This is a genomic window from Candidatus Omnitrophota bacterium (genome assembly GCA_013791745.1).
Lineage (GTDB): Bacteria > CG03 > CG03 > CG03 > CG03 > CG03.
This window is the reverse complement of record VMTH01000043.1, coordinates 1-14,878: the sequence shown is the minus strand read 5'-3', so window position 1 is coordinate 14,878 and position 14,878 is coordinate 1. Positions and strand designations below refer to the sequence as shown.

Sequence of the window (14,878 nt, the reverse complement as noted above, 5' to 3'; positions counted from 1 at the left end):
TCAGACGCTATCCGGCGCTGAAAGTCCGCCGCGGCGGGCGGGCCATATGAGCGAGGAGTTTCGCCCTCTGCCCGGAGCTGAGCCTTGCGAAGTCGGCCTCTGGAGGACAAACCGCATACGTGAGCGGCCGTCTACGGATAGCGCGGGATGTGATCGACGGCTGTCGGATAATGACGTCCTGCGATATTGAGTTGATTCCGGCATTATTCCCTTTCCGAAATTTCCCTCATCAGCGCATCTATCTGCATGGACGCTTCGGCGGCCTGTTCCTGCAGTTTTTTCTCAAATTCCAGCGTCAGCCTTTTAAGCTCTTCCGTCTTCTCTTTTTCGTGTTCCGCCCCGGAGACGAGCGCGGCGGCATCGGCATTTTTGGATGCAACCGCGATATCCGCCTTAAGTTTTTCTATCATGGAATTCTGCGCGGCGATCTCGGCCGAAAGAGAATCTATTTTTGCCCGTGCCGATTCCAGCCGGGAAGATAAATCTCTCTCTTTCACGGCGCTTTTTCTCAAATCATTTTTCATGTTTGCCAGAAGCCGCCCCACATCGCCCATCAGCCTTTCTTTTAAAGCGGGGCTCATTATGAGTTTCCGGGATATTTCAGTTTTCAATAAAGCATTTTCCTCTATGAAAGTGTTTATCTTACTGTCTTTTTCATCCAGCTGTTTCTGCCATTCCATGATCTTGTCCTCTATATCCCGCTTTATCTGTTTGCTGTCCATAATGTCTCCGCGGCGGCACCGTTCATAAACCCGCCCAATGTTCCTTCAACCTCTACCCTGACTATATCTCCGGACAGCGCCTTTCCCGCGGGAAATTTCACCTTGAGATAATTGCCCGAGGTGCCGTAAAACCATTCCCCTGTCTTTGTCTCAGCGACAACTTCAAGGCTCTGCCCGATAAATTTGCGGCGGTAATCTTCGGATGATTTCGCCGCAGCTTCCAGAAGACGCGCCTTTCTCTCTTTTATAACAGAATGCTTCAAAGGCGGATACAAGGCCGCGAGGGTGCCGGGCCGCGCTGAAAAAGGAAAAACATGGATCTTGCTGAATTGCGCTTGCGCAACAAAATCCAGTGTTTCATTAAAATCATCATCGCTTTCGCCCGGAAACCCGTATATGATGTCCGTCGTAACAGCGGCTTTATCAAAATATTTTCTTATTTCATCCAGCGTCTTCATAAAATCAGAAGCGCTGTATTTTCTGCGCATTTTTTTCAGCACACTGTTACTGCCGCTTTGAAGCGGCACGGGAAAATGAGGGCATATATTCGCGGCCCTGGAAAGTTTCTTAACAAAACCTTCCTCAAAAGGCGGCTCCAGCGAACCCAGCCTTATTCTGGCCTTATATCTTTTTCTTATGGTATATATCAGATCCATAAGGCCCCCGCCGGGATCCTTGTACAAATTGATGTTCGTGCCCGTGAGCACAAGCTCAGAAGGAAACGCCGCCGCGTTTTCAAGGCACTCTAATTCCCGCATAATATTTTCCCTGCTTCTGCTGGCAGGCGCGCCTCTTAATGCGGGCACAATGCAGTATGAGCAAAAATTATCGCAGCCATTCTGTATCTTCAAAAAATAACGCTGCCGGCCTTCCGTCGGGGCTGAAGCGGAAACCGGCGGATATTTCAGTTTGATGCCTATGCATGATTCCAACGCGGCCACTTTCAGGGAATCTGTCACGCATCCCGATAGAACAACCTCGGCGGACGGATGATTTTTTTTCAACGCCTGCGCTGTTTTGAGAGCCTTGTTCTCGCTCCGGGCGGTGACACAGCAGGAATTGACAATACACAAAGAGATATCGTCTCCCGCTAATGACCAGCCCTCACCGCGAAGCGCCGAAATTATTTTTTCCGAATCGGCGCGATTTGTTTTGCACCCGAAAGTCTTAATCATAAAACTTTCCTTCTTTCTGTGGGCGCTATTGGTCAAAAATTCCCCCCGACACCGCGAAATGTATTGAGCAATCTATCTATATCCTTATCCCGCGGGAAATTGGGCGATATTTCTTCAAGAAAATTCACGGCCTTTTTCCTGTCGCCCCTCATGTAATAGATTTTCGCGAGATTCGTGGCGAAGTTCTTTTCTCCGGGATGAAATTTCACGAGCCTCTCATAAACAGAGGCGGCCTCGTCAAAACGTTTCAGCGATGTGAGACAATTCCCCAGATAAAAAGCGGCGCCCGCATCGCCCGGGTTGGCATCTATTATTTTCCTGAAAAGAGACAAGGCCCCGGCGAAATTCTCCGCCTTCACCGCCGCTATGGCTTTATCCCGCCACTTCTCCACGGGAATTCCGAGGCGCGGCAGGAGACTCTCTAAATTTCTTTTTGCCGTATCATAAGCCGGATTGATTTCCAGGGCTTTTTTATAAAGTTCATAACTTTTGCGCAGGTCGCCCTTAAGCATATAAACATAGGCCAGATTATTCGCGATGTCGGGAGAATCCGGCTTCAGCTCAAAAGCGCGGCTGTAAAATTCCTCTGCTTTTTTTATATCTCTTGTCTTTTCATCCCGCAGAAAATGATTTCCGAGCGCCAGAAAATATTCCGCGGACACAGGATTGATTGAGGCGGCTTCCCTGTAATTTTTTTCGGCCTCGTTCGCCTCACCCATGCTCTGATAGGCTATGGCGAGACTATAATATGTCTCATCATATGCCGGGTTAGCCTTTAATGCCTCTTTATACGCCCACACCGCCGCCTCCATCCTCGTCGCCCACGGCTCCACCCCCGCCTTCTTCCACTCCGTAGCCCACTCCTCCCTGTCATATTTTGCCAATCTCATAAAGCAATTACCAAGCTCATAGTTATTATCCGTGTTCCAGTGATAATAACGCCAGGATTTGAGGCAATCTTTAGCTGCGCGCTTTATATCGCCCATGCGCGAACGGGTGAAACCGTTGAAATACTTCATCTCCCCTTTAAAATAATCCACCTGTTTTTTTATAAAGAAAATAACCAGCGCCGATAAAATTATTTTAAGCGCCAAAGCAGTCTTCAGTTTTCGCGAAACAATATACTCACCGCGCGAACTTTCCGCCACGGCAATCCCGCAAATTGCCCAAAACGCCATAACCGGCATGGGGAAATTCAATGTGACGCCCAGCATGTTATCGGCCATGAAGCCCGCAGCAGCAGCAGCACAGGCAAGGACGAGCAGCCCGCCGCTTTCAAAATAGGCGCGGCCTGCCCGATAAAAAAACACGAGCCAAATGGCGGCAAAAATAAAAAAACCCACAATCCCCAGCTGAGAGAGCTGTTCAAGAATTTCGCTATGCGAATTATTGGCGTGAGTCCTTAAGCCCCCGAATTCAGGTTTTTCCGCGATCATTCTTCCCTGTTCTACAGGATACCTGATTTCAAAACTGCCCCACCCGTGGCCGAACACAGGCGACTGCCTGAACATCCTCCAAGAGGCCCCCCAGATCAAAAGCCGCTGGGTCATGCCCGATGATTCCATCAAATTTGAAATATTGCGCGTCTCAACGGTCAGCCTTGACCAAACCGTGGGATGATCGTGGTTATAAGCTAACTTCGGAAAAATCCATGCTACCAGGAAAAGCACGGCAAAGGCGGCGGCCATTTTTTTCCACAGGCCTTTTTTCAGAGCGAAAACAGTATATATAACGAGCGCCACAATAGCGCCCGCCCACGAACTCCTTGTCTGAGTGATGAGGAGCGCGAAAAAATTCAGCGAGAATATAACAGCCCACACGATTGCCGAGGGCGCGGTGGAAGCCCCTGTAAAAGCCCACAGGCAGAGTATGATAATCACAACCTCAAAGCTGGCGATAAAAGTGGGATTCCCGAAAGTTGACACGCTGCGCGAGCCGTAATGGTGGAGGTTCTGCGGCCATATGAATTCATGGCCGGTGTACTGCAGAATGGCGTAGAACGCGGAAATGGAAGCGGTTGCGATGAGCGCGTAAATTAAAATTTTTTTATAATAGCTGTCTTTCGCCATAAGAAAAGAAATATAAAAAACGGCCAGGCAGTTAAACACGAAAAATATCATCCGTTTACCCCAGAAAACAAAATAAGCCGTTTTCCACTGGGGATAATATATAAGCGCGGCAACCAGCGACAATGCGATGAGGATGCCGTAGGCGGCAAGGGGTTTGTCCAGATAGGTCTTCGCGAAAGTTATGTGACCTTTTCTGGAAAAAAGCAGGAGCAAAACGGCGACCGCGGTCAATGAGCGGAAAATGATGTTCTGGATGATGTAGGGGTTACGCGTCACGGCCGTAAAGAAGATCAGCGGCGAGAAAAATATCGCCGCCGCAAAAACCCAGAACGCGGCTGAAAGTACGCCACGGCGTACGGGGCTTAGAGCCCTTTCAGTATTTCCGCGGCTCTTTTGTCGTGGGGATCTATTTCCAGAATCTTTAGGCATGTTTCTTTGGCTAGCGATTTTTTATTGATGGCCTGATAAAAATTCAGCAGGCTAGTGTACGCTTCCCTGGATCGGGTTATTTCAACAACTTTTTTATAATTAAGCTCGGCTTCATCGTATTTTTTAGACAGATAAAGGACATTCGCCAAGTTCAGATAGGCTTCCACGAATTCGATATTTTTTATTTTCTGCCTTGCTATCGCCTCTCCAAAAGCCTGCTCAGCTTCAGCGTATCTTCCCAGCTGCACGAGACAATATCCTTTCCTGAAAGGCGATAATGCAAATATGGGGTCTATATCCATCGCCTGATTGAATTTTTCAACAGCCTTCTCATACATGCCCATTTTAAGATATATGTTACCCTCCTGGTAATGCACCTGCACATAATTGGGCGCTATGGCGAGCACATCATCGTACTTCGCTATTGTTCGCTGGGGGTCGGTCCGCGCGGCGCCATTAGTCATTGTTTTATCCCATAACGGATGGTAGCGGGGCGTCGTGTCCCATCTGTCATTATAGACATTGCCCATAAAATAATGAGCCATTATGAAGCGCGGCCAGAGGGTGATGACTTTATCATAATGATGCAGCGCCCTTTCCCACACCCCCTGCTTCGAATAAGCTATCGCTATATTGTGATTCACATCGGCTATGAAAAATTTTCTGAAGAAGAGCATGGAATAAAGCGTCACGGCTATGACGGCGAACTGCAGGATTATCTTGGAAAGATCACCCAGCGGTATTATATACTTCTTTTTATCCTTTTCGGGAAAAGTCAGAGCCCCTATCACCCCTATCATCAGCCAGAACAAATGCCCCGATGACACAAATCTCATATGGACATCCACCGCCGCCTGGGCGAGCATCGCCAGCGCCCCCGACATCCAGCCTATAAGAAGAAATGTCCTGTCAATAAGGTCTTTGCTGGCCGATTGCGACGGCACTCTTTCAAGTTTTGATAATTTTCCTATCGCTGAATAAAATGTTATAAACAAAATTAACAGATAAAACCCAAACCCTATCATTCCCTCTTCATAAAAAATCTCCAGGAAGTCGTTGTGCGCATGATCCGTCTCGGTGTTATGTTTGCCCTCAATCCAGAATATCTCGGGATGACGGAACATCGGGTACACTTCCTTGAAACTGCCTATGCCGGTGCCGGCGACGGGATGCTTTTTAAGCATTTCCATACTTGACATCCATGTAAAAATCCTGAATCTATATGAAATAGGGTTGCCCGCTATGTAGACAAGGCCCAGCAAAAGCGCTAACAAAAGCGGTAGGCCGAATTTTAAGATCCTTAACACTTTTTTTCTGTTGATAAACCCGGCAAAAAGTGCCGTCAGCATAAGCGACGAGGCCGTCATCACGGCAAAACCTATAAAACTGCCCTTGGTAACGCTGATCCACACGCCGTATGCGGCCATGCCATAAAGGCCGGCATAAAGGGGATTTCTGGTTTTGAAAAACATGCCCAGCGGCAGGGCCGCCGCGCCCACCAACCATGCCCCGAAAAAATTGGGATTACCGAAGGTGGAAAAATGCCGGGTGCCGAAAGCCCCTTTCCATGCGTAGGGGTCGTAGCCCAGCTTCTGCATAATGCTGTAAAAACAAACGACGAAACAGGTCAGCATCAGAACGGAGGTGAGGAATTTCACATCTTTGAGTTTTCTGAATTCAAAGAAACCTATAAAGACTAGGCCCGTATAAATGCACCTTCTCCAGAATTCGTCAAAAGAAGCCCATGTTTTAAAGGGCGTCGTGGCATAAGAAAAATATCCCCACAGGATATACGCGGCAACGGGTATGATAAAAGCAAGCTCCTCAATGGAAAAACGCAGGCCGTCCTCCAGTTTTTTCAGAAGGAACAACCCTATGAGGAGAGATCCTCCCACCTGAACAATGGTTATCTTGATCGTCGCCGAATCATAAGTTTTAAGGTAAAAGAACACCGCCGCCGAAAAACACAGCGCGGACGTAAGCAGCACCAGGGCTTTGTGAAGAAAATCAGCCAAGCCGACGGATGAAATTACATTAATATCGTTTTTACCCACTCTAAGCTCTCCCCGCCATGGCGGCCGATTCCCGCGCCTGGCACAGAAAATGCCAGTATGGCACCTTATCCGACACCGTGACACTGTCAAAGCTGTCTTTCAGTTTCATTATATCTTTTCTCTCAAAACGCTGTTCTATGGGCGTAAAAAATCTGTCATACACATCCTGCTCTGTCCTTTTTATGCCTTTGCCCCTGTAAGAATCATAAAGAGGCACCATGCCTGACATTTTAAAACGGTCAAGCACGGATCCGACGAGAACAAGCGGAAAATACACAAGGCGCGCGGCAAGCGGCGGGATCAGCGTTCTCAAAAAAACGCTCCGGCTTCTTGAAAGGCCGCGCCTTAAAAAAGTCACCCCGGCGAGGATCCACTTGAAATAAAACGGCTTGTTATCCAGCGCGTAATAGAGATAGACCAGAATTCGCGGAGAATATTTTTTAAGTTTTCTCACTTCATCAAGCGCGTCCGTCGGCAGATGATGCAGCACCCCAAGGCAAAACAGAAAATCCGCGTAATTAGCGCAAAACGGCAGGTCGCTGATATCGCCCATGAAAAACAGGCAGTTTTCCCGCCCCGCCAGGTTTCGCCTGGCCTCGAATACGGCATCTGAAAAATCAACGAGCATTATCTCTCCGCACACATCTTTGAGAAAATAACTGAACCTGCCTATGCCGCACCCCAGGTCACAGGCGCGTCTGCCGCGGAGGGATTCAAGGTCCACAATATCAAAATATTGCGCGAATTCCTCTCTGTGAGACGGCATTATTTTGCTGTACTTAACCCATTCCTTTCCGAAGGTGTCCTGAACGTCTTTAGAAAATCCCGGATAACTGCCGTCCGAAGAGGCCACACCGAGAATTTTCCTGACTTTCTCCGTGTATTTTCCCCACTCGGACAATATGATAACATCGTCAATGATCGGATATACTTTAGAGCGCACCACGAGCGCGTCTTTTCTCAGACATATTTCGTCTGTGCCGAAAATCTGCTTAAGCGAATTTATCTTGTTATCATAATACATAATCAGTGCGTCCACATTTGTATATTTTAGTATAAATGACCCCTTTACACAATAACACAGCAGGACTTGCCGTATCCTATTATATTTGCGCAGGGACCTTCTTATTTTGTATTTTATCTCATGCTTTTAACTTTAAATTTTTCGCGGGGGGTCCGGGCTTGAGATCATCTCTTTTTAATTTTGCGCTCCCTGAAGAGCTCATCGCCCAGAAACCGGCAAAAACGCGCGCGGGCTCCAGTCTCCTTGTTTTTGACAGAAAAAGCGGTAAACGCCGCTTTGAAAAATTCAGCGCTATTATCAAATATTTCCAAAAAGGCGATCTTCTCGTGTTAAACGACACGAAAGTCATACCCGCGAGACTCTCGGCGATGAGAAAAACAGGCGCTAAAGTGGAGATTTTTGTTTTGCGCCGGGCCAAAAAACAGGGGCCTGAGCTCTGGGAATGCCTTATAAAGCCGCTGAAAAAGGTAAAACCCGGCGAAATACTCATTATAAAAAATTCCCTTCAATGCGAGATCGCGGAAAAAACTGAAGGCCGGGCTCTGGTAAAATTCAACGGCGAAGTCAAAGAGATCCTCGCTTCCTATGGAAAAATACCCTTTCCCCCCTACATCCGTGAAGTCAGACAAAATCCGCGGCGCTATCAGACGGTCTACGCCAGGAACGACGGCGCTGTCGCGGCCCCGACGGCAGGACTGCACTTCACAAAGGAAATACTCGGTGCTCTCTCCCGAAAGGGCGTTGAGATAAAATTTATAACACTGCACACGGGATTCGGCACTTTTACGCCGCTGCGCGGAAAGACGATCGAGGAGCACCGTATGGACGAGGAATTCTTCACCATACCTGAACAAACAGCCCTTGCCGTCAACCGCGCGATAGCCGAAAACCGCCGTGTGTTTGCCTGCGGCACAACGGTGACGAGAACACTTGAAAGCAACGCCGTTAAAAAAAACGGGGTCATGACGGTCCGCCACGGGTCCGGCCTCACGGGCATGTATATCACTCCTCCTTATAAATTCAAGATCGTAAAAGCTCTCATCACCAATTTCCACACTCCCCTATCCAGCCTCATCGTCCTTGTCAGCGCCTTTGCCGGAAGAAAAAATATCATGGAATGTTACGCGGAAGCCATAAAACGCAGATGGCGCTTTTTCTCCTTCGGCGACGCGATGCTCATATTGTAAATTTCCGGACGATCTTTAACTATCCCCTTTTTTTCCTATACGGCTTTGTGCTATAATTCGAAATGATATCTCTCAGCATCAAAGAAATTATAGAAGCGACCGGCGGAAAACTTATCAGCGGTAAAGACAGCGTCAAAATAACAGGTGTTTCCATAGACTCCCGCCGCCTGCGCAGATATGATATCTTCTTCGCACTTAAAGGCTCGCGGCTGGACGGACACCGTTTCGCCGCGGAAGCGCTCAAAAAATGCCCGGCGGCAATCGTTGAAAAAGCACCTCTTGCCAAAAGCGGCAAAAGCGTCATCCTCGTTAAAGACAGCCTTTCGGCTCTCAAGAAGACAGCCGAGCTATGGAGGACAAAAATAGAGCCGCGCGTTATAGCAGTCAGCGGCTCAAACGGAAAAACAAGCACAAAAGACCTGCTCGCCCATATATTAAAAAAACGCTTCCGCGTAAACGCCGCTGAAAAAAGTTTCAACAATTTTATCGGCCTGCCCCTTACGGTTCTTAGCACACCCCGCAGCGCGGACATAATGATCACCGAGATGGAAACAAATGTGATAGGCGGAATACGGAGCCTATGCGAAATCGCCCGGCCCGATACCGGCATTATCACGAACATAAGCGACAGTCATCTGAGCGACCTGAAAACAAGGGAAAATGTGTTCAGAGAAAAAAGCGAACTGGCCGAATATATTAGCCCGGGCGGGTCTCTTATATTAAACAACGACGATCCATTCGCCGCGAAATTTAAAAAAATTTTCCGCGGAAAGCTCATAACATATTCGCTGAAAAAGAAGAGCCTCTGCCAGGTGAAAATAATAAAAACGGGTTTTAGCGGCACCGAATTCATCCTCCACGGAAAACGCTTTAAAACTTCCCTACCCGGAGCATTTAACACTCTCAACATAGCCGCCGCAGCCGCCGTGGCTCGGATTTTCGGAATACCGTGGAAAACAATCATAGAAAGTGTGAAGACATTCAAAGCTCCCCCGGGAAGAATAAGCGTTAAAAAGATCAAGGGCCGCATATTGGTCAACGATTCTTTCAACGCCAATCCAGGCTCGGCAAAAGCGCTGGCGGAGCTTCTCAAAAACGAAAAAGGGCGCAAAGCCATAGTCTTCGCGGATATGCTGGAACTGGGAAAAGATTCTTCGCGCCTCCATGCCGGAACTGGCGCTGATTTCGCGGCATCGGGCGTGGAATCCGTACATTATATGGGCAGATTCGGCGGCTCTTTCATCAAAGGGCTTAAAAAAATCAATCCGGCTATAAAATACACTATCCACACGGACAGAAAAAAGTTAATGGCCGCGGTAGTTAAGGAACCGGCAGACCTAATAGCTTTCAAAGCTTCGCGGGCGATGAAAATAGACGAGATATTCGATCATGTGGTCAAACATATACCTTCTCGGAACCATTAGTTTACTCACCGATATTTCCAGCGAAATGATAAAGGCCGTACTGCCGGCTCTGCTGGCAGTGATGGGAGCCGGGGGCATGGCCTTAGGTATGGTGGGCAACCTCCCCCAGGTTTTTGAAGGAATCACACATTATCTCAGCGGATCACTCTCGGACAAAACAGGAAAAAGAAAACAGCTCATATTCGCGGGATATCTGCTGTCGTGCCTGTCCAAACTGCTCATCGCCGTTTCACCGACGAGCGCGGCTGTGGCGGCATCCAGGAGCGGAGAACGCATAGGGAAAGGCCTGCGCATAGCTCCAAGGGATTCTCTTATATGCGACACTGTCCCTCAAGAATACGCGGGCAAAGCTTTCGGGATACAAAAAGCGATGGACAGCGCCGGAGCGCTCATCGGCACTCTGGCGGCATACATACTGTGGCAGACAGGCTGCGGTATAAAAACGATAATCCTCGCCGGGGCCGCGATATCCTTTATCGCGCTGCCTCCGATTTTAATGCTCCGGGAAAAACTCATACCCGGAAAAAACTGCGAGCCGAAATCAGACCTCGCTAAAATCAGTTCTCTGTTTATCTATACGGGCTTGTTTTCACTGGCAAACATCAACTATCTGTTTTTTATAAGTTTCATCCAGATCTACGGAAAAAGCGCGGGGAGCCCTGTCTCCTCGGGAATTTTTGCCTATATCGTCTATAACTTAGCTTACGCTGTCTCCGCCGTGCCGGCCGGAAAGTTCGCGTCGCTAAACGGATGCAGAAAGGGCCTAATACTCGCAAACATACTGTTCATCATTTTATGCGCCTTATTTATTTTCATTCCCGGATCGTATCTGACCGCTTCAATGCTCCTGCTGGGAATTACCGCGGCCTTTTCAAAGGTGAGCATCAAAACATGGATCAATGAATTGACCCCGTCCGCAAAGCGCGGCAGAAACATGGGTAAACTGCAGATCACACAGTCCTTTTCTCTTTTGGGCGGAGGAATAGCGCAGGGCATCCTCTGGAACATGAATCACACCTACACCTTCGCGCTCGGCGCCGCTGCGGGGGCGATAGCGCTGAGCTTTCTGTTTACTCTTAAAGAAAATTAAGACATGGCGGAGGAAAGAGATTCTCTTATTTCTTTCCACGAACTTACCCTGTAAAGATTTGCCGTATCGCCGGTACAGCGGTTCCAGGGATAATCAAGCATATATGTTTTGATTCCCGAAAGAGCGATGCCTCTCGCGAAATCAAGCCTGTCCTCTATAAAAGCTTCAAACTTAAAAGGAAATTCTTTCATCAGATTGATCTTATTATTGCCTTCTTTGATAAAATGTATCTCTTTAAACGGGATGCCTTTTCTTTTTAAAAACTCTTCGGACTGCCTTCTCGCGTCGGCGGGCCTCGCCGTGATCACCACTATATCGAACTTTTCCGCCAGCTCCACAAGAGTATCTTTCGCGCCATCGACAAGCTCCATTCGGCTCCAGACATTTTCTTTCAGCATCAATTGATAGGCCTTATCCACATCATCTTTTGTGATGGGCAGGCATTCCTCGTAAAAATATTTTGTGATCTGCTCTCTGTAAAACTGCTTGCCCGTGACTCTTTTGATATATTCCCTGAAAACGGGATCCGTATCTGTTATTATCCCGTCAAAATCCGTGCCTATGATCTTTTTCTTATCCATAACTATGCTTTTATCTCCCTTTTTACAACGCGCTTAAAAATAAACGGCCCCGGCTGAAACCGGGGCCGTTCCAAATCAGACTGATTTTTATTCTATGTTTATCGCATCCACGGGACAGTTTTCAGCGGCGTCTGTCACATCCTCTTCCTTATCCACCGTCACCGCGCCTTTCACCACGGCCACGCCGTCAACAATCTCAAAAACTTCCGGAACCGTCTGTTCGCAAAGGCTGCAGCCCGTGCAAAGATCCGCGTCAATAGTAACTCTCATTTTATTCCTCCCGTTAACTTTAAATTTGGTTTATTGTAGCTTTTTGTTCTTTTTTTTTCAATGGAGGACTGCCATCACGGTATTTGGAAATTTCGTGTGTTGTCTCTGTGCGGGGGTGTTTGTATAATCGGGCAACCTACAATGTTTAGAATTATAATTTTAATTATGCTGTTTTTGCCGGCAGCGGCGCTGAGTGAAGAAAACCCTCACTATGTAAAAGGCATGGAGCTGCTTGACGATAATAACTATCGCGGGGCTGAAAAGGAATTTCTGATATTTCTTAAAGATGTGCCGGCGTCGAGCCGTGCGCATAACACGCTCGGCTTTATATATTACAAACTCGGCGAAAATGAAAAAGCCGCGCGGAATTACAAGCAAGCCATTGCGCTCGACAGCGGCTACGCGATCGCGCACAACAATCTCGGCATACTCTATTATCACGGGGGTGCTTACGAAAACGCAAAAAAATGTTTTGAAAAAGCGATAGAGCACAACCCTCTCTACGCCAAAGCCATGATAAATCTGGGGCTTGTTTATTTAAATACCGGTGATAAAAAATCGGCAAAAACAATGTGCCTCCGGGCAAAAGAAGCGGACAAAGAATATGTACGCGAAAGAGAACGCTCCGCGCGGAAAAGAAAATATCACTGAAGGACATAAAAGAGCCGCGGCCGCAAAGAAGGCCAACATGTGTTTGATTTTCATCTGACTTGTCATATTCTATTTTATTTTTTAAAAAAAAGGCAAAAATGCGCAATTATAGATGATATCGCGTATTCTAACTTCGGCTATTACTGAACAACGCTCGAACCGTATTTGTTAATAATTTAACTTCTGAAAATTCCATTGTTTAAAACTCCGCTAATATTTCCAACCCGCAGGCTCGGACACATTGCGTCCTTCGCACTGCTCACTACCTTTTCCCACCAAGACAGCATCGCTTTGCGATTTCCGCTTGTCAGCGGATGCAGTACCCATTAGGTACTGGCTGTCTGCTTTCCCGAATCGCTCGACCACTTCTGCTACTTTCAGCGGCATTTGCGACCTCGCTTAATTTGCCTTCCCGTTTTCCTCCGTCCTGTTCCCTAAATTCTTGCCGCCGGATTTCGAATTTTATTCTTTAAGTCTCCGTAGTATTTTCAGTTTTTCGTTTATCGGTTTAAGCTTTTCCTGAATTGCTTGCCGTGCTTCGATCTTTTTTCTGAATTTTGGGTCTACTTCATTGCCTAAATAATCCTGCTTTATCTTTCCCCGATCCCTATATTGCAGATAGTAATAGGTGTTACCTTGAACAATACGCTCCTGAATAGAACATTTAGGGTATTTAGCCATTTCTGATTTAGGTTATGTCAACATACGACGACTGCGAGCAAATATTAAATTAAAAATTTTTATTCGGCGTAAACAGTTATCGTTTCCGTATAAAGAATCCCTAAACTCAGACCGCTAATCAGCCAATCAATAACATTAAATCTTTTTTTAATACGCACTCTTCCTTTGGCCGGAAATTTGTTATCAAGTTTATAATTTGCAAGCGGGACAAGACCAGCGAAAAGATAAAAACTTTTAAACGTGTCATACTCCTTCCATGTATCATTCGGCATTCCTAACACTTGCCCGTTCCCCTGAATATGCAAGGTGGCGCAACCTGTGAACGAGAAAATTACCGTGAAACAAACAAAAACTGCAAAAAATCTTTTCATAAATCTCTCCCATAACTACAAAAAACCCACGCCTCGTCCGCCGTAGACGGATTGGCTTGCTCCTATTTGTTGGAAACGGAGGCGGGAGGATTCGCCTACAAGTAATCCGCCTGACGGCGGATTCTCGCAGGCCGCCCCTCGCGGCGCTCGCCTTCCGCTGAAAAGCGAAAACTCGCGCATCGCTGCGGTCTTCGAATCCTCACGCAAGCCAAGCAGTTGGCTTGCTCCTATTTGCTGGAAACGGAGGCGGGAGGATTCGAACCCCCGGTGCACCAAAGGCACACAACGGTTTTCGAGACCGCCGCATTCGACCGCTCTGCCACGCCTCCATTAAAATCAGTCTTTATCATACACCAATGACGCTATGCTTTGCAAGCATAGCCGCAGAATGTCTTCCAGACGGACACTGGCGCCTGTTAGCTCACGCAGCGAGGCCGCATCCACGCCGTCAAAATCAGTATCGTTATTTATATTAATTCCTGCGCCCAGAACCGCGCCGACGCATTTGGAACCGCTGTACAACCCGGTGACGATTATCCCGGCGAGCTTGGAACCCGAAGGCGTCACAATATCATTAGGCTCTTTTGTCCCCAGATCCAGCGAAAGCTCCTCCTCAAGGCTGTCTTTGATCTTTTCCGCGGCCTTGATGGCGCAATCCTCATTGAGTAAGGCCAAAGAAGACGGCACAAAAAACGAAAACCATAAGCCCCCGGGAGGCGAATGGAATTTTCTGCCGAATCTGCCGAAAGCGCCGCTCTGGCTGCGTGCGACAATGAGCAAAGGCCTTCCGGGGCAGGTTTTGATTTCTTCCCTGACGGCTGTCTGCGTCGAAACGCATTCATCCAGTATCTTAAGCCCCGATGAGGGGAAAAACCTTTTTAAAATATCACGGACTTTGTCTTCCCTTATCTCATTGAAATCCGCGCCGTCTTTAGAGCTAAACTTCAAGAGAAAAATCAGCGGCCCGCACAGAATGTGTCAAAGCCCCCGAGGATATCCTGTCGACGGGAATGTGTTTATATTTCAGAACGGTTTTTTCATCTATACCGCCGGATATTTCTATTAGCGTACGGGGAGACATGATGTCTCTCAGCTCCACGGCACGCGAGGCCTCACGCGGTGTAAAATTATCGCAGAGGAGCACATAGGG

14 protein-coding genes and 1 tRNA gene are annotated in these 14,878 nt (G+C 47.7%); 4 read left to right on the top strand and 11 right to left on the bottom strand.

The features are described 5' to 3' along the window. Window positions 1-203 precede the first annotated feature (203 nt). Genes FP827_02050 through FP827_02030 form a run of 5 tightly spaced genes read right to left on the bottom strand, consistent with a single transcriptional unit; the run spans window position 204 to window position 7,473 of the window. Complete coding sequence (locus FP827_02050) at window positions 204-722, bottom strand: hypothetical protein (GenBank protein ID MBA3051864.1); 519 nt, start codon at window positions 720-722, stop codon at window positions 204-206. Next, the gene (locus FP827_02045; GenBank protein MBA3051863.1) at window positions 704-1,897 is read right to left on the bottom strand and encodes a MiaB/RimO family radical SAM methylthiotransferase; all 1,194 of its coding nucleotides are present in this window, start codon (window positions 1,895-1,897) and stop codon (window positions 704-706) included. The genes FP827_02050 and FP827_02045 overlap by 19 nt, the downstream gene beginning before the upstream one ends. 32 nt (window positions 1,898-1,929) lie before the next feature. After that, window positions 1,930-4,395, bottom strand: a complete 2,466-nt coding sequence (locus FP827_02040) for a tetratricopeptide repeat protein (protein MBA3051862.1) — start codon at window positions 4,393-4,395, stop codon at window positions 1,930-1,932. Then, entirely contained in the window at window positions 4,329-6,449 is a 2,121-nt protein-coding gene (locus FP827_02035; GenBank protein MBA3051861.1) for a tetratricopeptide repeat protein, read from the bottom strand. The genes FP827_02040 and FP827_02035 overlap by 67 nt, the downstream gene beginning before the upstream one ends. Before the next feature lies 1 nt (window position 6,450). Beyond that, on the bottom strand, window positions 6,451-7,473 hold the full coding sequence (locus FP827_02030; protein MBA3051860.1) for a class I SAM-dependent methyltransferase: 1,023 nt from the start codon (window positions 7,471-7,473) through the stop codon (window positions 6,451-6,453). Between the two features lie 158 nt (window positions 7,474-7,631). Here FP827_02030 and queA point away from each other — a divergent pair, with 158 nt between their 5' ends. From queA to FP827_02015, 3 genes are all read left to right on the top strand, one after another. Continuing rightward, window positions 7,632-8,660 carry a tRNA preQ1(34) S-adenosylmethionine ribosyltransferase-isomerase QueA gene (gene queA / locus FP827_02025; GenBank protein MBA3051859.1) on the top strand — a complete coding sequence of 343 codons (1,029 nt, stop codon included), beginning with the start codon at window positions 7,632-7,634 and terminating at the stop codon, window positions 8,658-8,660. Window positions 8,661-8,722: 62 nt separating this feature from the next. Beyond that, window positions 8,723-10,084, top strand: coding sequence for a UDP-N-acetylmuramoyl-tripeptide--D-alanyl-D-alanine ligase (locus FP827_02020; GenBank protein MBA3051858.1), 1,362 nt, complete (start codon window positions 8,723-8,725; stop codon window positions 10,082-10,084). Beyond that, on the top strand, window positions 10,050-11,174 hold the full coding sequence (locus FP827_02015) for an MFS transporter (protein ID MBA3051857.1): 1,125 nt from the start codon (window positions 10,050-10,052) through the stop codon (window positions 11,172-11,174). The genes FP827_02020 and FP827_02015 overlap by 35 nt, the downstream gene beginning before the upstream one ends. Here FP827_02015 and FP827_02010 read toward each other — a convergent pair. After that, on the bottom strand, window positions 11,171-11,755 hold the full coding sequence (locus FP827_02010) for a hypothetical protein (GenBank protein ID MBA3051856.1): 585 nt from the start codon (window positions 11,753-11,755) through the stop codon (window positions 11,171-11,173). The genes FP827_02015 and FP827_02010 overlap by 4 nt on opposite strands. An 87-nt stretch (window positions 11,756-11,842) precedes the next feature. Then, window positions 11,843-12,025 (bottom strand): ferredoxin, encoded by a 183-nt coding sequence (locus FP827_02005; GenBank protein ID MBA3051855.1) that lies wholly within the window; start codon window positions 12,023-12,025, stop codon window positions 11,843-11,845. A gap of 60 nt (window positions 12,026-12,085) precedes the next feature. Between FP827_02005 and FP827_02000 the strand changes: the two genes are divergently transcribed. Continuing rightward, window positions 12,086-12,676: a tetratricopeptide repeat protein gene (locus tag FP827_02000; protein ID MBA3051854.1), complete on the top strand. Its 591-nt coding sequence runs from the start codon at window positions 12,086-12,088 to the stop codon at window positions 12,674-12,676. Window positions 12,677-13,416: 740 nt separating this feature from the next. On the opposite strand, the gene FP827_01995 is transcribed toward FP827_02000, so the two are convergent. From FP827_01995 to FP827_01980, 4 genes are all read right to left on the bottom strand, one after another. Next, entirely contained in the window at window positions 13,417-13,728 is a 312-nt protein-coding gene (locus FP827_01995; GenBank protein MBA3051853.1) for a hypothetical protein, read from the bottom strand. 241 nt (window positions 13,729-13,969) lie between these two features. Further along, window positions 13,970-14,057, bottom strand: a tRNA-Ser gene (locus tag FP827_01990). A gap of 7 nt (window positions 14,058-14,064) precedes the next feature. Further along, window positions 14,065-14,703 carry a hypothetical protein gene (locus FP827_01985; GenBank protein ID MBA3051852.1) on the bottom strand — a complete coding sequence of 213 codons (639 nt, stop codon included), beginning with the start codon at window positions 14,701-14,703 and terminating at the stop codon, window positions 14,065-14,067. After that, window positions 14,666-14,878: nicotinate-nucleotide diphosphorylase (carboxylating) (locus FP827_01980; GenBank protein ID MBA3051851.1), on the bottom strand; the 213-nt coding region annotated here is incomplete at its 5' end. The genes FP827_01985 and FP827_01980, both read right to left, overlap by 38 nt.

Excerpts from the sequence above, each read along its gene's own strand:
- FP827_02050 (MBA3051864.1), bottom strand. The coding sequence starts at position 722 with ATGGACAGCAAACAGATAAAGCGGGATATAGAGGACAAGATCATGGAA.
- FP827_02045 (MBA3051863.1), bottom strand. The coding sequence starts at position 1,897 with ATGATTAAGACTTTCGGGTGCAAAACAAATCGCGCCGATTCGGAAAAA.
- FP827_02040 (MBA3051862.1), bottom strand. The coding sequence starts at position 4,395 with ATGCCTAAAGATTCTGGAAATAGATCCCCACGACAAAAGAGCCGCGGA.
- FP827_02030 (MBA3051860.1), bottom strand. The coding sequence starts at position 7,473 with ATGTATTATGATAACAAGATAAATTCGCTTAAGCAGATTTTCGGCACA.
- FP827_02020 (MBA3051858.1), top strand. The coding sequence starts at position 8,723 with ATGATATCTCTCAGCATCAAAGAAATTATAGAAGCGACCGGCGGAAAA.
- FP827_02015 (MBA3051857.1), top strand. The coding sequence starts at position 10,050 with ATGTGGTCAAACATATACCTTCTCGGAACCATTAGTTTACTCACCGAT.
- FP827_02010 (MBA3051856.1), bottom strand. The coding sequence starts at position 11,755 with ATGGATAAGAAAAAGATCATAGGCACGGATTTTGACGGGATAATAACA.
- FP827_02005 (MBA3051855.1), bottom strand. The coding sequence starts at position 12,025 with ATGAGAGTTACTATTGACGCGGATCTTTGCACGGGCTGCAGCCTTTGC.
- FP827_02000 (MBA3051854.1), top strand. The coding sequence starts at position 12,086 with ATGGAGGACTGCCATCACGGTATTTGGAAATTTCGTGTGTTGTCTCTG.
- FP827_01995 (MBA3051853.1), bottom strand. The coding sequence starts at position 13,728 with ATGAAAAGATTTTTTGCAGTTTTTGTTTGTTTCACGGTAATTTTCTCG.